Consider the following 20,429-nt stretch of genomic DNA (forward strand, 5'->3'; position numbering starts at 1 on the left):
CCGGAAATCGAAAGTGACCGGCTGACCGATTGAGAAATAACAGATAATCGCTAGGACTGGCTCGTTATTTTCGAAGCGTTGGGGACATTTTCATGTGCGGTATTGTGGGGATCGTCGGCAGTCAGCCGGTCGCGGAACGTTTGGTTGATGCGCTGAAGCGGCTCGAATATCGAGGTTACGATTCGGCGGGCGTCGCGACGATCCACGAGGGCGTGATGAGCCGCCGCCGCGCCGAGGGCAAACTCTTCAATCTCGAGAAGTGCCTCGACGTCGAGCCGCTGCCCGGTACGACCGGCATCGCCCATACGCGCTGGGCAACGCACGGCGTTCCGAACGAGACCAATGCACACCCGCATTTCGTCGAGGGCGTGGCGGTCGTCCACAATGGCATCATCGAAAACTTCTCGGATCTGCGTGACGAGCTCATCGCAGAAGGTGCAGTTTTCGAAAGCCAGACCGACACCGAAGTCGTCGCCCACTTGATGGCGAAATACCTACGCGAAGGGCTTGAGCCCCGCGCTGCCATGCTGAGGATGCTGAACCGCGTGACGGGCGCCTATGCGCTCGTCGTCATGCTGCAGAGCGATCCGGGCACGTTGCTGGCCGCGCGTTCCGGCCCGCCGCTTGCTATCGGCTTCGGCAATGGCGAGATGTTCTTGGGCTCGGATGCAATCGCTCTTTCGCCCTTCACCAACGAAATCACCTATCTCGTTGACGGCGACTGCGCGGTCATCACCCACGACGGTGCGACTATCGTCGATTTCTCCGGCAATCCGATAAACCGCCCGCGGCAGATATCGCAGGCGACGGCCTATGTTGTCGACAAGGGCAACCATCGTCACTTCATGGAGAAAGAAATCTATGAGCAGCCGGAGGTCATCTCCCACGCGCTCAGCCACTACATGAATTTTGCCGAGAACACGATTGGTGCTAATGCGTCGGAGATTGATTTCAAGACAGTCAGCGGCCTCGCAATCTCGGCCTGCGGCACCGCCTATCTCGCCGGCCTGATCGGCAAATACTGGTTCGAGCGTTATGCCCGTTTGCCGGTCGAGATCGATGTCGCTTCCGAGTTCCGCTACCGCGAAATCCCGCTGTCTCCGCAGTCGGCGGCGCTCTTCATCTCGCAGTCGGGCGAGACCGCCGACACGCTCGCATCGCTCCGGTATTGCAAGGAACAGGGCCTGAAGATCGGCGCCGTGGTCAATGTACAGGAGTCGACGATCGCGCGCGAATCCGATGCCGTCTTCCCGATCATGGCCGGTCCTGAAATCGGAGTTGCTTCGACGAAGGCCTTCACCTGCCAGCTGGCCGTCCTCGCGTCTCTGGCGATCGGTGCCGGCAAGGCGCGCGGCACCGTCAGCGCCGATGAGGAAAAGGGGCTCGTCCGGCAGCTCGCCGAAATGCCGCGCATCATGAGCCGCGTGCTGAACCTGGTCCAGCCGCAGATGGAAAGTCTCTCACGCGAACTCTCCAAGTGCCGCGACGTGCTTTATCTCGGCCGCGGCACCAGCTTCCCGCTGGCGATGGAAGGTGCGCTGAAGCTCAAGGAGATTTCCTATATCCATGCGGAAGGGTATGCGGCGGGCGAATTGAAGCACGGGCCGATCGCGCTGATCGACGAGAATATGCCGGTCATCGTGATCGCTCCTTACGACCGGTTCTTCGAAAAGACCGTTTCGAACATGCAGGAAGTCGCAGCCCGCGGCGGCCGAATCATCTTCATCACCGACGAAGCAGGTGCTGCTGCCTCCAAGCTGCCAACAATGGCGACGATCGCGCTTCCGAACGTCCCTGAGATCATCGCGCCAATGATCTTCTCGCTGCCGATCCAACTGCTTGCCTACCACACCGCCGTCTTCATGGGCACGGATGTCGACCAGCCACGAAACCTTGCAAAATCGGTCACGGTGGAGTGAATCGGAAAGCCGCCGGAAGGCTTGTGAAAGGGGCCGAATTCTGGCAGCTTCGTTCCAGGTGCGGGGAGCGCCTGATCACGACAGCCGGTAGGTTCAAGGGAGTTCATCGCGAGCGATGACGCACAAACTACCCCGATTGCCGATAGCGACCCGCATGAGAAACAACTTCCTTGCGGGCCTTATCATCTGTGCTCCGATTGCGATCACGCTGTGGCTGACATGGTCTGTCGTCCGGTGGGCTGACAGCTGGGTGAAGCCCTACATTCCGGCGCGTTACGATCCGGACAGCTACCTCAATTTCGCCGTGCCCGGCTCCGGCCTGGTGATCGCGATGATCTTCATCACCATCATCGGTTTTCTCGGCAAGAACCTTATCGGCCAGACCATCGTGCAGTTCGGCGAGTCGGTGGTACGCCGCGTGCCGCTGGTGCGCAGCATCTACAGAAGCGTGAAGCAGATATTCGAGACGGTGCTGGAGGAACGGAGCAATTCCTTCAAGAAGGTGGGCCTCATCGAGTATCCGAGCCCCGGGCTCTGGGCGCTGGTGTTCATCGCAACCGATGCAAAGGGCGAGATCGCTTCGAAGTTCAATGCTATGGGCCAGGATATGGTGAGCGTGTTCCTGCCGCCGACGCCAATACCGACCGCGGGCTTTCTGATCTTCGTGCCGCGCGAAAAGATCGTCCTGCTCGACATGAGCGCAGAAGACGGCGCCAAGCTGCTCGTCTCCGGCGGCCTCGTGGCGCCAGACTTTCCGGCCAAGCCGTCCAAGGAGCCGGCGGTTCCGGGAAAACCGAGACTGCTAGCCCGCGCGAAGAAAGCGGATCGCTTCGTCGCGCCGGAATAGATAGAGCAGGGTGCGGGACGCGGAACCGCGTTCGCTCGTGAGTTCCGGGTCGCGCTCGATCAGATAGGCGGCATCCCTTCGGGCGATCTCCAGAAGGTCGGCATGCGCTTCGAGGCTTGCGATCCGGAAGCCGGGCGTGCCGGATTGGAGGGTGCCGAGCAGTTCGCCTTCGCCGCGCAGCTTCAAGTCTTCTTCGGCAATCCGGAAGCCGTCCTCCGTCTCCCGCATGATCGAAAGCCGCGCATGGCCGGTTTCGCCGAGCGGGCCTTTGTAGAGCAGGATGCAGGTCGAAGCTTCGTCGCCGCGGCCGACGCGGCCGCGAAGCTGATGGAGCTGCGCGAGACCGAAGCGTTCGGCATGCTCGATCACCATGATCGTCGCATCCGGCACGTCAACGCCCACTTCGACGACGGTCGTCGCCACCAGCAGTCTGAGTTCGCCGTTCTTGAACGCCATCATCACGGCATCTTTCTCCGGTCCGCTCATGCGGCCGTGGATGAGGCCGATGCCCGGTCCGAGCGTTGAGACCAGCGTCGCATGCCGCTCTTCGGCGGACATGAGGTCGAGCTCTTCGGATTCCTCGACCAGCGGGCAGATCCAATAGGCCTTCTTGCCTTCGGCAAGCGCGCTCTGCAGCCGCTCTACGATTTCCCCGGTCCGTTCACTCGGTATGGTGATCGTCTGGATCGGCTTGCGGCCGGCGGGTTTCTCGGTGAGCTTCGAGACATCCATGTCGCCGAAGGCGGCGAGCACCAGCGTGCGTGGAATGGGTGTTGCCGTCATCACCAGCATGTGTGGCGAGATGCCCTTCGCCGTCAGCCGCAGCCGCTGGTGTACGCCGAAGCGATGCTGCTCGTCGACGACTGCCAGCATTAGGTTCTTGTAATTGACGCTCTCCTGGAAGAGCGCATGCGTGCCGATGATAATTTGGGCCTCGCCGGAAGCGATGCGTCCCAGGATATCGTCGCGCTCACGTCCCTTGGTGCGGCCCGTCAGGACCTCGATACCGAGACCGGCAGAAGCGGCGAATTTGGAGATCGTCGCGTAGTGCTGACGCGCGAGGATCTCGGTTGGAGCCATCAGAACGGCCTGTCCGCCGCACTCGATCACCGCGGCCATTGCCATCAGCGCCACTAGCGTCTTGCCGGAGCCGACATCGCCCTGCAGCAGCCGCAGCATGCGATCTTCGCCAGCCATGTCCTTCAGGACGTCGGCGATCGCTTCCGTTTGGCTGCGCGTGGGCGAGAAGGGCAGCGCCTGCAGGATCTTGCCGCTGATCCTGCCGGTGGCATGGACGGGCTGCCCGGAAACCTTGCGAAGCCGCTGGCGTACCAGCGCGAGCGATAACTGTCCGGCAAGGAACTCGTCATAGGCGAGCCTTCGCCGGGCAGGGGCTTGCGGATCGACGTCCGTTGCATCGCGTGGTTCATGCAGCATATGGAAGCTGTCGGCGATCGAAGGTAGCCCCTGTGCCTGGACTAGCGAAAGATCGATCCACTCCGGCAGTTCCGGCATTCGCAGCACTGCCGCCTCGATGATTTTGTGCAGCGTTTTTGGTGAGAGCCCGGCGGTCAGCGGGTAGACCGGCTCGACGAGCGGCAGGCTCTCCGTATCGCCTGCCTTTACGATGTAGTCCGGATGCACCATCGTTGCCCGGCCGTTGAACCAGTCGATCTTGCCGCTGACAGTGACCTCCTCGTCGATCGGAAGCTGCTTGTCCAGCCATGCCGCCTGTCCGCGGAAGAAGACGAGGCTGAGTTCGCCCGTCTCGTCGTGCAGGAAGACGCGGTAGGGGATATTGCTCTTGCCCCTCGGCGGGGGTTGGTGCCGGTCGACCCGCGCCGTGATCGTCACAATCGCACCTTGCGGCGCGCGCGCAATTCCCGGCTGGTTGCGCCGATCGATCAGCGAATGCGGCGCATGGAAGAGCAGGTCGATGATCCGCGTGTCGTCCGGTGTCTCGCGTCCAAGCAGCTTCACCAGCAGCTCGGCAATCTTCGGGCCGACGCCCGAAAGAGCCGAAACGGGGGAAAACAACGGATCGAGGATGGTGGGACGCATGCTGCAAAATGCGATGAAGAATAGGGCATTGGCAAGGCTGACAAGCCGCTTTCGAGGGGCTATAGAGGCGCATCAACAGGAAGGTGATGCCATGACAGGTGTGACACTCTCGAGTGCCGGTCTCGACCCGCGCCGCCGCCGCATATTGTTCCGCTGTTGGCATCGCGGGCTGCGCGAGATGGATCTGGTGTTCGGCCAGTTCGCCGAAGCCGAGGTGGCGACGCTCTCCGAAGCAGAGCTCGACGAGCTCGAAACCATCATGGGCGAGGAAGATAACGACCTTCTGCGCTGGGTTATGGGCACATGGCCCGTGCCGGAGCGCTTTCAAACGCCGATGTTCCAACGCCTCGCAGCCTTCAGGCCGGATTTCGAATACCCGACCGACACCGCATCCAGGAAGCCGGAATGATCCCAGGATTTGATGCAAGCAAGCTCGCAGCCGCCGCCGAGCCGCTGACGATCGGCAATGTGCCGTCCGGCCTGGAACCGCTCCTGCTTGCCGAATTGGCACGCGCTGGCGGACCGGTCGCCTACGTGCTTTCCGACGGGCAGCGCATGGCCGACCTGGAGCAAATGCTCGGCTTTGTCGCGCCGGACATTCCGGTTCTTACGCTGCCCGCCTGGGACTGCCTACCCTACGACCGCGTTTCTCCCAGCGCCGATACCTCGGCCCGCCGCCTGGCGGCACTGAGCGGCCTGATCGCCCATCGCAAGAAGCCACATGCGGCAATCGTGCTCGTTACCGTCAACGCAATGCTGCAGAAGGTGGCGCCGCAAGATGTGATCGAGAGCCTGGCATTCTCGGCACGCCCCGGCAACCAGATACGCATGGACGACCTCGCCGGCCGTCTGGAGCGCAATGGCTTCGACCGGGTCGCGACGGTTCGCGAGGTCGGCGAATATGCGGTGCGCGGTGGCATCCTCGACGTTTTCGTTCCGGGCTCCGAAGAGCCGGTCCGCCTCGATTTCTTTGGCGATACGCTGGAGAGTATCCGCAGCTTCGATCCGGCAAGCCAGCGCACGACCGGGCAGGTGCGTTCTCTCGATCTCAACCCGATGAGCGAAGTGACGCTGACGCCGGATACAATCAGCCGCTTCCGCAAGAATTATCTCTCGGCCTTTGGCGCCGCGACCCGCGACGACGCGCTTTATCTCGCCGTTTCCGAAGGGCGCCGCTATCCCGGCATGGAGCACTGGCTGCCGCTTTTCTACGAGAAGTTGGAGACTGTCTACGATTACCTGAAGGGTTTTCGGATGGTCACGGATCATACCGTGCGTGAGGCCGCCGACGAGCGCTCGAAGCTCGTTCTCGACTACTTCGATGCCCGCCTCAACTCAGGCCAGCACGTCAAGGGCCAGATGGCGCAGGGAACACCCTATAAGCCTGTGACGCCCGGTCAGCTTTATCTCGACAGTGAAATCTTTGCGAAGACTCTGGATGCGTTCAATACCATACGTATTTCGCCCTTCAACGAGCACGAGGGCGAGGCAAGGCGCGTCGTCAATATTGGTGCGCGCCAGGGCGAGCGCTGGGCGCGGGCGAATGCCGAAGGCGGCGGCAATGCCGAGCGCGTCAACATCTTCGATGTTGTCGTCAAGCATATCGCCGAAAGACGGGCAGGCGGCGCGAAGGTTCTCATTACCGCCTGGACGGAAGGTTCGCTTGAACGCCTGCTGCAGGTGCTGAACGAACATGGCCTGGAACGCGTCAAGCCGGTCGAAGCGTTGAAGGCCGTCGATTCGCTGGACAGGGGCGAGGCAGCGGCAGCCGTGCTCAGCCTCGAGTCGGGCTTCGAGATCGGTGACCTCATCGTCATCGGCGAGCAGGACATTCTCGGCGACCGCATGGTTCGCCGCACGAAGCGCCGTAAGCGCGCTGCCGACTTCATTTCGGAAGTTGCGGGTCTCGACGAAGGTTCGATCGTCGTTCACGCCGAACACGGCATCGGCCGTTTCGTCGGCCTGAAGACAATCGAGGCGGCCGGCGCCCCGCATGCCTGTCTAGAGCTGCAATATGCCGATGACGCCAAGCTCTTCCTGCCGGTCGAAAACATCGATCTCCTGTCCCGTTATGGCGGTGAGGGAACCGAAGCCCAGCTGGACAGGCTCGGCGGCGGCGCATGGCAGATGCGCAAGGCGAAACTCAAAAAGCGCCTGCTCGACATGGCGGACGCGTTGATCCGGATTGCGGCCGAGCGTTTGACCCGCCACGCGCCGGTGCTGGCGACACAGGAAGGGCTTTACGACGAGTTTGCGGCCCGCTTCCCCTACGATGAGACGGAAGATCAGGACAATGCCATCGAGGCTGTGCGCGGCGACCTTGGCGCCGGACGCCCGATGGATCGCCTCGTCTGCGGCGACGTCGGGTTCGGCAAGACGGAAGTTGCGCTGCGCGCCGCCTTCATCGCGGCGATGAACGGTATTCAGGTCGCCGTCGTCGTGCCGACGACGCTGCTTGCGCGGCAGCATTTCAAGACCTTTATCGAGCGCTTCCGTGGCCTGCCGGTGCGTATCCAGCAGGCCTCGCGCCTTGTCGGCGCGAAGGAACTTGCTCTAACGAAGAAGGAGGTGGCCGAGGGCAAGACCGATATCGTCGTCGGAACGCACGCGCTGCTCGGCGCCGGCATCAAATTCGCCAATCTCGGCCTCCTCATCATCGACGAGGAGCAGCATTTCGGCGTGAAGCACAAGGAACGCTTGAAGGAGCTGAAGAGCGATGTCCACGTGCTGACACTTTCGGCAACGCCGATCCCGCGCACGCTGCAGCTGGCGATGACCGGCGTTCGCGAGCTGTCGCTGATCACAACACCGCCGGTCGACCGCATGGCGGTGCGCACCTTCATTTCGCCCTTCGACAGCCTCGTCATCCGCGAGACGCTGATGCGCGAGCATTATCGCGGCGGCCAGAGCTTCTACGTCTGTCCGCGCTTGGCGGACCTCGAGGACGTGCATGCCTTCCTGCGGTCGGATGTTCCCGAGCTGAAGGTTGCCGTCGCCCATGGTCAGATGCCGGCGGGCGAACTCGAAGACGTCATGAATGCCTTTTACGAGGGCCGCTACGACGTGCTGCTTTCGACGACCATCGTCGAATCCGGCCTCGATGTCCCGACAGCCAACACGCTGATCGTCCACCGCGCCGACATGTTCGGTCTGGCGCAACTCTATCAGCTCCGCGGCCGCGTCGGCCGCTCGAAGGTCCGCGCCTTCGCGCTCTTCACGCTGCCGGTCAACAAGGTGCTGACGGCAACTGCCGAGCGTCGCCTCAAGGTGCTGCAGTCGCTGGATACGCTCGGCGCCGGCTTCCAACTCGCCAGCCACGACCTCGATATCCGCGGGGCGGGTAACCTTCTGGGCGAGGAGCAGTCGGGCCATATCAAGGAAGTCGGCTTCGAGCTTTACCAGCAGATGCTGGAAGAGGCAGTCGCTGAGGTGAAGGGCGTGGACGAAATTCAGGATTCCGGCTGGTCGCCGCAGATTTCGGTCGGGACGCCGGTGATGATCCCGGACGGCTACGTGCCGGACCTGCATTTGCGCATGGCGCTCTATCGTCGCCTCGGCGAGATCACTGAGCTCAAGGAGATCGATGCCTTCGGCGCCGAAATGATCGACCGCTTCGGTCCGATGCCGATCGAGGTGCAGCATCTTTTGAAGATCGTCTACATCAAATCGCTTTGCCGCATCGCCAATGTCGAAAAGCTGGACGCCGGCCCGAAGGGTGTGGTCGTCCAGTTCCGCAACAAGGAATTCCCGAACCCAGCAAACCTGGTCGGGTATATCGCCAAGCAGGGCACGATGGCGAAGATCCGTCCGGACCACAGCGTGTTTTTGACCCGCGACCTGCCGACGCCGGAAAAGCGGCTGCAGGGCGCGGCCGTCGTCATGACGCAGCTGGCCGAAATGGCAAAGCCGTAGGCCGCTCAGTTCAGCCCGGCGCGCGCTTCCGCCTTCGCCTTGGCGATGTCGCGAAGTGCGCCTGCCAGCACGTCCGGCATCTGAGCGCCGCTGACAGCGTATTGCTGGTCGAAGATGAAGAAGGGGACGCCGTTGACACCCATCTTCTGGGCCGCCTCGATCTCGGCAATCACCAGGTCACGGTCGGCATCCGAAGCAAGCAGGGAGGCGATGACTGCACGGTCGAGCCCGACTTGCTCGGCGATGTCGAGCAATACGGCGTGGTCTCCGACATTGCTGCCTTCCTCGAAGTTCGCCTTGAAGAGTGCGTTGACGACGCGGTCCTGCTTCTCGCGGTCCTCGACCATCGCCCAATGGATCAGGCGGTGCGCATCGAGTGTATTCGGCCCGATCTTGATCGCTTCGAAGTCGAAATTGATGCCGACCTCGCGGCCGAAGTCGGTCAGCATCTTGTGGGCCTGCGCGACGCGCTCGGCGCCGCCCAGCTTCTGCTCCAGCGCTTCCTTCTGATCGACGCCTTCGGGCGGATAGTCGGGATTGAGGCGGTAGGGCCTCCAGTTGATGTCGACGCCCACTTCGTCCTGCACTTCTGCGATAGCAAGTTCAAGCCGCGCCTTGCCGAGATAGCACCAGGGGCAGACGACATCCGATACGACGTCGATGGTTATGCGTTCCATGGTGGTTCCTTTCATCGGTCCGAGGCTTCGCACGCCATCTATGCCCTGACGCGTCCGACTTCAACCAGGCAGGAAAAAGGAACCAGCTCCGGCAGGCTTATTGCACGCTCTGATCCCACCAGGCCGGAAGCTGGTAGCCATAAAGCGGCACGACGTCGGGACGGCCGAGTCGCTTGTTGCGTGCGATCCATTGCCGGTCGATATGGTAGAGAGGCAGTACATAATGGCCGGAAAGAAGCAATCGGTCATACGACCTGACGGCGGCGGTGAAATCCTCGTCGGAGCGCGCGGTAAGAATATGCTTGATCGACGTATCGACATTCGGGTCGGCAACGCCCGCGAAACTTGAACTGCCCTCGCGGTCGCGCGCAGCCGAGGACCAGTAGGACAGCTGCTCGTTGCCGGGCGAGAGCGACGACACATAAGATTTTAGGATAACATCATAGTCGAAACTATTGGTCCGGCTCTGATATTGCGAATCGTCCACTGTGCGGACCGAAGCGCCAATGCCCAGGGTTTGGAGCGAACGCTGAAAGGCGATCGCAAGTTTTTCCTGATCGGCATTCTGCGTCATGATCTCGAAGACAAGCGGCTTGCCGTTTGCGTCCGCCATCTTGCCGCTCTGGATCGAGTAGCCGCCTTCCTTCAGCACCTGCACTGCCTTTTTCAGCACAGTGCGGTCGCGTCCGGAAGCATCGGTCACAGGCAGCTTGTAGGTGCCGTCGAGGATGGCAGGGTCGATCTTGTCTTTGATCGGGCCCAGCATGTCGAGTTCGCGGGCGTCGGCCGGAACGCCGAAGCTCGAAAGCTTCGAATTCTGCCAGAAGCTCTGCGTACGCTTGTAAGCACCGGAATAGAGCGTCTTGTTCGCCCATTCGAAGTCGAAGATCAGCGAGAGTCCCTCCCGGACCTTGATGTTTGCGAATAGCGGCCGTCGCGTGTTGAAGACAAAGCCGAACATGCCGCTCGGCAGCTTCGACTGGAACGTATCCTTGATCACGGCACCGGAAGAAACCGCCGGAAAATTATAGGCCGTCGCCCAGTGGCCGGGGCTGCCGTCGGGATAAACGTCGATATCGCCCTTCTTGAAGGCCTCGAAGAGCGTCGTGTCCTGAAGAAAATACTGAACGGTGATCTGGTCGTAATTGTCCATGCCGACCTTGGAGGGGATATCCTTGCCCCAATAGTTCGGGTCGCGCTCATAGGTGATACTCTCGCCGGGCTTCACCGTCTTGATCTTGTAAGGGCCGGAGCCGAGCGGCGGCACGAGAGACGTCCGGTCGAAGGTATCGGGATCGATGGCATGCTTGGGCAGGACTGGAAAAAGCCCAAAGATCATGGGCGTTTCGCGGTCTGCCTTGTCATTGAAGGTGAAGCGCACGCTGCGCTCGCCGATCTTCTCCATCTTGGAGACAAGATTGAGACGATTCGCGAAGGGCACGCGTCCTTTGTCGCGCAGCAACTCGAAGGAGAACATGACGTCCTCGGCCGTTACCGGCTGGCCGTCGGACCACCTGGCTTTCGGATTGAGATTGAACTGGATGAACGTGCGGTCCTCGTCCCATTCGACGGTTTCCGCAAGCAATCCATAAAGAGTGAAAGGTTCGTCCCGGGAGCGCAGCAGCAACGATTCGTAGACGAGGGTGCCATAGTCCGGATCCCACATGCCGCGCGCTGTCGTCCGCATGCTTTTCAGGATGAAGGGGTTGAGATTATCGAAGGTGCCGACGACGCCGTAGGTGATCTTGCCGCCTTTTTTCACGTCTGGGTTGACGTAGGAAAAATGCTTGTAATCCGGGGGCAAGGCGGGTTCTCCGTGCATGGCGACACCATGCAGCGGGCTGGCAGCAACGGCGCCGCAGAACAGCGTAAAGGCAAGAGGGAAAACAACCCGGAGCATGCTCAAATCCTTTCCGGCAAAAGGCACGATTCGGCCAAAGACTATCATGCACGGCAGGAAATCGAACATTCACATGCCGAAATCTTTCGGCCCATCCAGAAATTGCCAAAGAAATACTGGATATCTGGATCACCTCAATGTAACAGGTGGTCCCGGGTTTTGGGGGACATGCATTTGCCTTAATGTTTTTAGAGGTGGAATGCCTAATGACCCCGGTTGGAGAGGACGGCAGATCGCGGTCCCGAATGGGTATCAGGAGACAGAATCCGTTATGATGTTCAAGTCTGATAAGAAACTGCGGGCAGCTCTGTCCGTTCTGGCAGTAGCTTTCGGCGCCGCTTCGGCCCCGGTATCTTCCTTCGCGCAGGATGCAAACGCACCCGCACAGGCCGCCGGCGCGCCACGCCTTGGCTGGTACAAGACCTGCAGCAAGCAGGAAGACAACGATATCTGCGTCGTTCAGAACCTGATCCTCGCCAACGGCGGCCAGCTCGTCACGGCTGTCGGCCTCATCAGTATCTCCGGCAAGGTTAACCGCAAGATTCTGCAGGTATCCGTACCGACCGCTCGCCTGATTCCGCCGGGCATTATGATGCAGGTCGATAACAACAAGGGCCAGAAGCTCGATTACGCCGTCTGCCTGCCGGACAAGTGCACCGCCGAAATCCCGCTGACAGATGCGATGATCGCCGGCCTGAAGAAGGGCAGCGACGTGATCTTCACGTCGATCAATTTCCGCCGTGCGCCGAACCCGATCAAGATTTCGCTCGAAGGCTTTACCGGCGCCTATGATGGCGAAGCCGTTTCGCCGAACAAGCTCGCCGAAAGCCAGAAGAGCCTGCAGGACAGCATGCAGAAGAAGGCTGAAGAAGCCCGCAAGAAGCTCGAAGACGCGCAGAACGCCGCTAAGGCGCAGTAATTCCTGCCAGCTCGCAAGAGAATGAACAAGGACCCGGCCGCTGCGCCGGGTTTTTGTTGTTACGGCAAAAAAACCCCGCCGGAGCGGGGTTTAAAATCATAATCGATTGCGCGTCTTAGTGGGCGAAACTCATCTTGGGTTTGAGCTGGCCAGACGGCGCTTGATCGAAAATCTGGTAAACCTGCTGATTGCGAAGCGGAATGCCGCTTTCGTCATTCACCAGGTTCTGCTCGGAGACGTAAGCGACATATTCGTTTTCGTCATTTTCCGCGAGCAGGTGGTAGAAGGGCTGGTCCTTGTCAGGGCGGACGTCGGGAGGGATCGAATTCCACCATTCTTCCGTATTCGCGAATTCCGGATCGACATCGAAGATGACGCCGCGAAACGGAAAAACCTTGTGCCGGACCACTTCACCGATACTGAACTTTGCTACTCTTTCTTTCATGGTACGACTTCCTTTCATCACCTGATCTGGTGATTGGGCCCGCTCAAATCAAGATTTTTGCGGGTCTTCGTCACATGAGTGTCATGTCGCCATCAGCCTCAGTGACAAGGAAGGAAGGCTCGGGCGGAACCGGAGCCTTCCGCTCAGCGATCAAGCCGAATAGTACATATCGTATTCGACCGGATGCGGGGTCATCTCGAAGCGCATCACCTCTGCCATCTTCAGCTCGATGAAGGCGTCGATCTGATCGTCGTCGAAGACACCGCCGGCCGTCAGGAACTTGCGGTCCTTGTCGAGGCTTTCGAGGGCCTCACGCAACGAACCGCAAACCGTCGGGATCTTCTTCAATTCCTTCGGCGGCAGATCGTACAGATCCTTGTCCATGGCCTTGCCGGGATGGATCTTGTTTTTGATGCCATCGAGACCGGCCATCAGCATGGCGGCGAAAGCGAGATACGGGTTGGCGGTCGGATCGGGGAAGCGGACCTCGACGCGCTTTGCCTTCGGGTTGGAGCCGAACGGAATGCGGCAGGAGGCCGAGCGGTTGCGGGCCGAATAGGCAAGCAGCACCGGTGCTTCGTAGCCCGGAACGAGACGCTTGTAGGAATTGGTCGACGGATTGGTGAAGGCGTTGATCGCCTTGGCATGCTTGATGATGCCGCCGATGTAATAGAGGCAGGTTTCGGAAAGGCCGGCATATTCGTCACCGGCAAAGGTCGGCTTTCCGCCCTTCCAGATCGACTGGTGCACGTGCATGCCCGAGCCATTGTCGCCGAAGATCGGCTTCGGCATGAAGGTTGCAGTCTTGCCGTAGGCGTTGGCAACCTGGTGCACGACGTACTTGTAGATCTGCATCTTGTCGGCGTTGCGGACGAGCGTGTCGAACTTGATGCCCAGTTCGTGTTGGGCAGCGGCCACTTCATGGTGGTGCTTCTCGACGACGACGCCCATTTCGGCAAGCACCGTCAGCATTTCCGAGCGCATGTCCTGCGCGCTGTCGACCGGCGGAACCGGGAAGTAACCGCCCTTGACGCGCGGACGGTGGCCGAGGTTGCCGGTCTCGTAGTCGGTGTCGTCGTTCGACGGCAGTTCGCTGCTGTCGAGCTTGAAGCCGGTATTGTAGGGATCGGCCTTGTATTTCACATCGTCGAAGACAAAGAATTCAGCTTCCGGACCAACGAAGATCGTGTCGCCGATGCCGGATGCCTTGAGGTAGGCCTCAGCCTTCTTTGCCGTGCCGCGCGGATCGCGGTTATAGGCTTCGCCCGAAACGGGGTCGAGAATATCGCAGACAATGACCATGGTGGACTGGGCGAAGAACGGGTCCATGTGAACCGTTTCCGTGTCCGGCATCAGGACCATGTCGGACTCGTTGATGGCCTTCCAGCCGCCGATCGAGGAACCGTCGAACATGACGCCGTCTGCGAACATATCCTCATCGACGCAGGAAACGTCCATCGTGACATGCTGAAGTTTGCCCTTGGGGTCGGTAAAGCGCAGATCGACGAACTTGACGTCGTTTTCTTTGATCTGCTTAAGAATTTCGTTCGCGGTCGCCATGAAATCTCCCTTTCATTTGCAATGACGATGAATAAATTCGCCGCGTCGGGCGAGCCGCCTTATATAGCGTCGATGCCGGTCTCGCCGGTACGGATTCGAATAACTTCTTCGACGTTGGATACGAAGATCTTCCCGTCTCCGATCCGGCCGGTCTGCGCGGCCTTGCGGATCGCGTCGATGACGGCTTCCGCATTCTCGTCGGCGAGCACGACCTCGACCTTCACCTTGGGCAGAAAGTCGACGACATATTCAGCGCCGCGGTAAAGTTCCGTATGGCCTTTCTGGCGACCGAAGCCCTTTGCTTCCGTGACAGTGATACCCTGCAGGCCGACTTCCTGAAGGGCTTCCTTCACCTCGTCCAGCTTGAAAGGCTTAATGATCGCTTCGATCTTTTTCATGAGAAAATGACTCTCCGCTTCTCCCGTTAAAGCGGGCAAATTGCCGCTCGCGAGACATGATGCAGGTATCGTGCCAGTTCGCAACGCCGGAGAGCGGAAAAATATGTCAATTCCCCCCGAATTCGCGGCTTCGCGGCGCTTTTTGAGGCATTTTTTCCAGCAAAACAGGTTGGGATTGCTATCGGAAATTCAAAAATCGCGCAAAAGCAGGAAATATGCCGAGCGGCTCTTAATGGATCCGTCACACCTCAGGCGCCCTTAAATTAGGCAAATGACTTAAATTTAAGCTGCATAGCAGATCGTAAATCAGGTTGTTTTTTAGGCGCTTTTTGAATTGAATGGCGCATGGCAGAAAAACTGGGTGACCTACTCCTTACGCCTGCAGAAATGGCTGCCGTCGATGCCGCCGCGGCCGAATCGGGCATTGCCTCTTTCGGGCTGATGTGGAGCGCGGGGGCGGCCGTCGCGGGTGCCGCGCTTCGGCTGTATCCCGGCGCACTGCGCTTCGCCGTTCTCTGCGGCCCCGGCAACAATGGCGGCGACGGATATGTCGCGGCCCGTCGCCTTGCGGAAAGCGGCGCCGAGGTTGCCGTCTTCCATCTCGGCGACCCGGCAAGGCTTCACGGCGATGCCGCGCGGGCAAAGGCCGAATGCGCGCTCGCCTCGCAGCCGCTCAATGTCTATATCCCGAGGCCGGGCGATGTTGTTGTTGATGCGCTCTTCGGGGCGGGGCTCGGACGGGATGTGCCGCCGCAGGTGCGTTCCGTCATCGAGCAGGTGACCGGCGCTGCGGTTCCCGTCATTTCCGTCGACTTGCCATCCGGGCTCGACGGCCGCAGCGGCGAGGTGCTAGGTGCGGCATTCAAGGCGGCTCACACGGTCACGTTCATGACCCGCAAACCCGGCCACTTGCTAATGCCGGGCAGGGAGCTTTGCGGCAGCGTCGAGGTTGCCGACATCGGCATCCCGGCGCGCATCATCAAGGCTCATTCGTCCGGCATGATTGCCGAAAACACTCCGGCCAAATGGGCGCACCTGCTGTCGTCTGCGAAACTGGAGACGCATAAATACAAGCGCGGACACCTTGCTGTTTTCTCAGGCGGCGCGGGTAAAACAGGTGCTGCGCGGATGTCTGCGATGGCCGGGCTGAAAGCCGGGGCCGGTCTCGTAACCATCGCCGCGCCGAGCGACGCGATGGCTGAAAACAGCGGCCATTTGACGGCTGTCATGCTGCATGTCGTCGATGACGGGGTGGCCTTGCGCGACTGGCTCGCCGACGAGCGCCTGCAGACTTTCGTCCTCGGACCGGGCTTCGGGATCGGTGCAAAAACAAGAGACTTCACCGCCGCGCTCAGCGGCCGCCATCTCGTGCTCGACGCAGACGGCATTACGTCGTTCAAGGACGATCCGCGAGAGGTTTTCAACCTCTTTGCGGAAGGCGAGCCGCATCTCGTGCTGACGCCGCACGAAGGCGAGTTCGCACGCCTCTTTCCGGACATCGCGGCAGACAAGAGGCTCAGCAAAGTCGACAAGGCGCGGGCAGCTGCACTGCGCGCCAATGCTGCGATCGTCTACAAGGGCGCCGATACCGTTATCGCATCGCCGGATGGCCGGGCTCTGATCAACACGAACGCACCGGCCTGGCTTGCGACCGCTGGCTCAGGCGATGTCCTTTCCGGCGTGATCGGGGCGCTTCTGGCGCAGGGTTTGCCCGCATTCGAGGCTGCTGCATTCGGCGTCTATCTCCATGGCGAAGCCGGGCAGCGCGCCGGCAAGGGCCTGACGGCCGAAGATCTCGTGGCCCATGTGCAGCCGTTCTAGGCCGGCTGCTATTTCCCGACCTCTTCCTGGAGCGCGATCGCGCCGAACGGTGCATTGACCTTGCCTTCGTGGATCATAAAGGCAAAAACGTCACGGGGATCGCTCTTGACCTTCCGCTCCTTGTCGATCAGCGGCAGATCATCCGGCACCTTGCCTTCAGCCCATGTCTCGAGGCGCTTGGCCCAGGCCTTCAGGTCCTTGGGAGCGTAGCAGGTCTTGATGTCGTCCGAACCCTTCTGCAGCCGGGCATAGACGAAATCCGCCGTGACGTCGGCGATCATCGGATAGTCGAAGTGCTCGGCGCAGACCGGCGCCACGCCGTATTTAGCCAGCAGCGCGATGAATTCCGGAACCTTGAAGGAATCGTGGCGCACCTCAACCACATGCCGCAAAGGCAGGCCGTCCTGCTGGGCCGGCAAGAGCTTCAAGAACGCTTCGAAATCCTCGGCATCGAACTTTTTGGTCGGCGCGAGCTGCCAGAGGATCGGACCGAGCTTGCCGCCAAGCTCGGTCAGCCCCTGCGTCAGGAAACGCTCCATGGATTCGCCCGCCTCGCCGAGCACGCGCCGGTTCGTGACGAAGCGGCTGGCCTTTAGCGAAAAGATGAAACCCTCCGGCACGTCGGATGCCCATTTGGCGAAGGTCTCCGGCTTCTGCGAACTGTAATAGGTGCCGTTAACCTCGATAACCTTCAACTGCCGGCTGGCATAATGCAGCTCATCCTTCTGCTTGAGATCGGATGGGTAGAAGTGGTCGCGCCAGGGCTCGAAAGTCCAGCCGCCGACGCCGACGCGGATGCTGCCGGATTTGCTCATGTGTTCCTCCCGTTGTTCCGCCGTCGCCAGAGCTCTTCCGACACGCCTATTCCGCTGCCACAAACGTCTTCTTCACCGGCCGGCGCTCCAGCAGTTCCTTCAGGAACTGACCGGTATAGGAACGCGGCTCCTTGACGATCGCTTCCGGCGTGCCCGCCGCAACGATCTCGCCGCCGCCGTCGCCGCCTTCCGGGCCGAAATCGAGTACCCAGTCGGCCGTCTTGATGACTTCGAGATTGTGCTCGATCACCACGACGGAATTGCCCTGGTTCACCAGCTCGTGCAGCATTTCGAGCAGCTTGGCGACGTCATGGAAGTGCAGGCCGGTCGTCGGTTCGTCGAGGATGTAGAGAGTCCGGCCCGTCGAGCGCTTCGACAGTTCCTTGGCTAGCTTGACGCGCTGGGCCTCGCCACCCGAAAGCGTGTTTGCCTGCTGGCCGACCTTGATGTAGCCAAGGCCGACATCAAATAGCGATTGCAGCTTGTCGCGTACCCCCGGCACGGCGCTGAAGAACTCCACACCTTCCTCGACCGTCATGTCGAGCACGTCCGAAATCGACTTGCCCTTGAAGGTCACGTCCAGGGTCTCGCGATTGTAGCGCTTTCCATGGCAGACATCGCAGGTGACGTAGACGTCTGGCAGGAAGTGCATTTCAATCTTGATGACGCCGTCCCCCTGGCAGGCTTCGCAGCGCCCGCCTTTGACGTTGAAGGAGAATCGCCCCGGCTGGTAGCCGCGCGCTTTCGCCTCCGGCAGGCCGGCGAACCAGTCGCGAATTGGCGTAAATGCGCCGGTGTAGGTTGCCGGGTTCGAACGCGGCGTGCGGCCGATCGGCGATTGGTCGATATCGATTACCTTGTCGATGTGCTCGAAGCCGTCGATGCGATCATGATCGGCCGGAATTTCGCGCGCGCCCATCACGCGACGTGCGGCCGATTTGTAGAGCGTCTCCACCAGGAAGGTGGATTTGCCGCCCCCCGAAACGCCCGTCACGGCCGTGAAGACACCCAGCGGGATGGAGGCGGTGATGTTCTTCAGATTATTGCCGCGCGCGCCGACCACCTTGATCTCGCGGCCTTTTTTCGGCTTGCGCCGTTCGTCGGGCACCGGCACGCCGAGTTCGCCGGAGAGATACTTGCCGGTTAGCGATCTCGAGTTCGCCATGATGTCCTGCGGCGTGCCGTGTGCCACGATCTGGCCGCCATGCACGCCGGCTGCCGGACCGATGTCGACGACATCGTCGGCCGTCAGGATCGCGTCCTCGTCATGCTCGACGACGATCACCGTATTGCCGATATCGCGCAGGTGCTTCAGCGTGTCGAGCAACCGCGCATTGTCGCGTTGGTGCAGGCCGATCGACGGCTCGTCGAGAACGTAGAGCACGCCCGTCAGGCCCGAGCCGATCTGCGAGGCAAGACGGATGCGCTGGCTTTCGCCGCCCGACAATGTGCCGGAATTCCGCGACAGGCTGAGATATTCGAGGCCGACGTCGTTCAGGAAGCGCAGGCGGTCGCGGATTTCCTTCAGGATGCGGACTGCGATCTCATTCTGCTTGGCCGAGAAAGTTGCGGGAAGCGCCTCGAACCAGTCGCGTGCCACACGGATCGACATATCGGTGACCTGGCCGATATGCAGCTTGTTGATCTTCACTGCCAGTGTTTCCGGCTTCAGGCGAAAGCCGTTGCAGGCCGGGCAGGGGGCTGCAGACATGAAGCGCTCGATCTCTTCGCGCGCCCAGGCGGAATCGGTTTCCTTCCAGCGGCGTTCAAGATTGGTGATGATGCCTTCGAAGCTCTTATGCGTGGTGTAGGAGCGTGCGCCGTCGGCATAGTGGAACTCGATCTTCTCGTCCGTGCCGTTCAGGATGACGTCCTGCGCTTTTTCCGGCAGATCGTTCCAGCGGTTGCCGAGCTTGAAGCCGTAATGTTTGCCGAGCGCTTCCAGCGTCTGATTATAGTAAGGGGAACTCGACTTTGCCCACGGCGCGATGGCGCCGTCGCGCAGCGTTCGCTCCGGTTCGGGGATGATCAGCGCCGCGTCGATCTTCTGCTGCGCGCCAAGGCCGTCACAGGTCGGGCAGGCACCGGCCGGATTGTTGAACGAAAAGAGCCGCGGTTCGATCTCCGGAATGGTGAAGCCGGAAACGGGGCAGGCGAATTTTTCCGAGAACAGCACGCGCTCATGTGTCTCGTTGAGCGATTTGTTGGCGGACCCACCCGCAGACGTTTCCTCCGGGGGCAGCGGCTTGTCGGCAAATTCTGCGATGGCGAGCCCTTCGGCGAGCTTCAGGGAGGTCTCGAAGCTGTCGGCAAGCCTAGACGCCATGTCGGGACGCACGACGATGCGGTCTACGACGACGTCGATGTCATGCTTGTATTTCTTGTCGAGCGCCGGAACATCGGCGATCTCGTAGAACTGGCCGTCGACTTTGACGCGCTGGAAGCCCTTCTTCATGAGCTCCGCCAGTTCCTTCTTGTATTCGCCCTTACGGCCGCGCACGATCGGCGCCAGAATATAAAGACGCGTGCCTTCCTCGAATTCCAGCACACGGTCGACCATCTGGCTGACGGTCTGGCTCTCGATCGGCAGACCGGTTGCCGGCGAATAGGGAACGCCGACACGCGCAAAGAGCAGGCGCATGTAGTCATAGATTTCGGTGACCGTGCCGACCGTCGAACGAGGATTGCGCGAGGTTGTTTTCTGCTCGATCGAGATGGCCGGCGACAGGCCGTCGATCTGGTCGACATCCGGCTTCTGCATCATCTCCAGGAACTGGCGGGCATAGGCCGAAAGGCTTTCGACATAGCGGCGCTGGCCTTCGGCATAGATCGTGTCAAAGGCGAGCGACGACTTGCCGGACCCGGAAAGGCCGGTCATGACGATGAGTTTGTTGCGCGGCAGGTCGAGGTCGATGCCCTTGAGGTTGTGCTCGCGCGCGCCGCGGATGGAAATCGTCTTAAGTTCACTCATCGTAATTTTGCTTCTGTGCTGGAGTAAGCCCCTTATTTAGTGATGCCGCCGGGCGAGTCGAGGCTGAATATCCATCTGTTGCGAGGTTTTCGATTCTGTTGACAGGATCATAGCTATAAACTAGAACAAATAAAGAACAAAATTCCTTGTGGATGAACCGGCGATGGACGCGCATGGTCGGGGC

The 20,429-nt window shown here is 60.6% G+C and carries 14 protein-coding genes; 6 read left to right on the plus strand and 8 right to left on the minus strand.

The genetic code is table 11. The features are described 5' to 3' along the window. The first annotated feature begins 92 nt into the window (after positions 1-92). A complete protein-coding gene (gene glmS / locus A3C3_RS0115855) occupies positions 93-1,919 on the plus strand; it encodes a glutamine--fructose-6-phosphate transaminase (isomerizing) (protein WP_022715572.1) in 1,827 nt (608 codons plus the stop codon). 115 nt (positions 1,920-2,034) lie between these two features. Further along, a complete protein-coding gene (locus A3C3_RS0115860) occupies positions 2,035-2,766 on the plus strand; it encodes a DUF502 domain-containing protein (RefSeq protein WP_028739691.1) in 732 nt (243 codons plus the stop codon). Here A3C3_RS0115860 and recG read toward each other — a convergent pair. Beyond that, complete coding sequence (recG, locus tag A3C3_RS0115865; protein WP_022715573.1) at positions 2,722-4,827, minus strand: ATP-dependent DNA helicase RecG; 2,106 nt, start codon at positions 4,825-4,827, stop codon at positions 2,722-2,724. The genes A3C3_RS0115860 and recG overlap by 45 nt on opposite strands. 91 nt (positions 4,828-4,918) lie before the next feature. On the opposite strand from recG, the gene A3C3_RS0115870 reads away from it, so the two are divergent. Further along, positions 4,919-5,236 (plus strand): FAD assembly factor SdhE, encoded by a 318-nt coding sequence (locus A3C3_RS0115870; RefSeq protein ID WP_028739692.1) that lies wholly within the window; start codon positions 4,919-4,921, stop codon positions 5,234-5,236. Continuing rightward, positions 5,233-8,739 (plus strand): transcription-repair coupling factor, encoded by a 3,507-nt coding sequence (gene mfd, locus A3C3_RS0115875; protein ID WP_022715575.1) that lies wholly within the window; start codon positions 5,233-5,235, stop codon positions 8,737-8,739. The genes A3C3_RS0115870 and mfd overlap by 4 nt, the downstream gene beginning before the upstream one ends. Before the next feature lie 5 nt (positions 8,740-8,744). On the opposite strand, the gene A3C3_RS0115880 is transcribed toward mfd, so the two are convergent. Both A3C3_RS0115880 and A3C3_RS0115885 read right to left on the minus strand, forming a co-directional pair. Continuing rightward, positions 8,745-9,416 (minus strand): DsbA family oxidoreductase, encoded by a 672-nt coding sequence (locus tag A3C3_RS0115880; protein ID WP_022715576.1) that lies wholly within the window; start codon positions 9,414-9,416, stop codon positions 8,745-8,747. Between the two features lie 97 nt (positions 9,417-9,513). Then, positions 9,514-11,316: an extracellular solute-binding protein gene (locus A3C3_RS0115885; protein WP_028739693.1), complete on the minus strand. Its 1,803-nt coding sequence runs from the start codon at positions 11,314-11,316 to the stop codon at positions 9,514-9,516. 271 nt (positions 11,317-11,587) lie between these two features. On the opposite strand from A3C3_RS0115885, the gene A3C3_RS0115890 reads away from it, so the two are divergent. Further along, positions 11,588-12,235, plus strand: a complete 648-nt coding sequence (locus A3C3_RS0115890) for an invasion associated locus B family protein (RefSeq protein ID WP_022715578.1) — start codon at positions 11,588-11,590, stop codon at positions 12,233-12,235. 115 nt (positions 12,236-12,350) lie between these two features. On the opposite strand, the gene hspQ is transcribed toward A3C3_RS0115890, so the two are convergent. The 3 genes from hspQ to A3C3_RS0115905 form a co-directional block, all read right to left on the minus strand. Next, complete coding sequence (gene hspQ, locus A3C3_RS0115895) at positions 12,351-12,680, minus strand: heat shock protein HspQ (protein ID WP_022715579.1); 330 nt, start codon at positions 12,678-12,680, stop codon at positions 12,351-12,353. A 150-nt stretch (positions 12,681-12,830) separates the two neighbouring features. Continuing rightward, positions 12,831-14,240, minus strand: coding sequence for a type I glutamate--ammonia ligase (glnA, locus tag A3C3_RS0115900; protein ID WP_022715580.1), 1,410 nt, complete (start codon positions 14,238-14,240; stop codon positions 12,831-12,833). A gap of 59 nt (positions 14,241-14,299) precedes the next feature. Further along, positions 14,300-14,638: a P-II family nitrogen regulator gene (locus A3C3_RS0115905; RefSeq protein WP_003539626.1), complete on the minus strand. Its 339-nt coding sequence runs from the start codon at positions 14,636-14,638 to the stop codon at positions 14,300-14,302. A 345-nt stretch (positions 14,639-14,983) separates the two neighbouring features. Here A3C3_RS0115905 and A3C3_RS0115910 point away from each other — a divergent pair, with 345 nt between their 5' ends. Further along, positions 14,984-16,459, plus strand: coding sequence for a bifunctional ADP-dependent NAD(P)H-hydrate dehydratase/NAD(P)H-hydrate epimerase (locus A3C3_RS0115910; protein WP_022715581.1), 1,476 nt, complete (start codon positions 14,984-14,986; stop codon positions 16,457-16,459). A gap of 8 nt (positions 16,460-16,467) precedes the next feature. Here A3C3_RS0115910 and A3C3_RS0115915 read toward each other — a convergent pair whose 3' ends face one another. Both A3C3_RS0115915 and uvrA read right to left on the minus strand, forming a co-directional pair. Then, the gene (locus A3C3_RS0115915; RefSeq protein WP_022715582.1) at positions 16,468-17,274 is read right to left on the minus strand and encodes a DUF72 domain-containing protein; all 807 of its coding nucleotides are present in this window, start codon (positions 17,272-17,274) and stop codon (positions 16,468-16,470) included. 46 nt (positions 17,275-17,320) lie between these two features. After that, positions 17,321-20,245 (minus strand): excinuclease ABC subunit UvrA, encoded by a 2,925-nt coding sequence (gene uvrA / locus A3C3_RS0115920; protein ID WP_022715583.1) that lies wholly within the window; start codon positions 20,243-20,245, stop codon positions 17,321-17,323. Positions 20,246-20,429: the final 184 nt, after the last annotated feature.

It is taken from the genome of Rhizobium mongolense USDA 1844 (assembly GCF_000419765.1).
Taxonomy (GTDB): Bacteria; Pseudomonadota; Alphaproteobacteria; order Rhizobiales; family Rhizobiaceae; genus Rhizobium; species Rhizobium mongolense.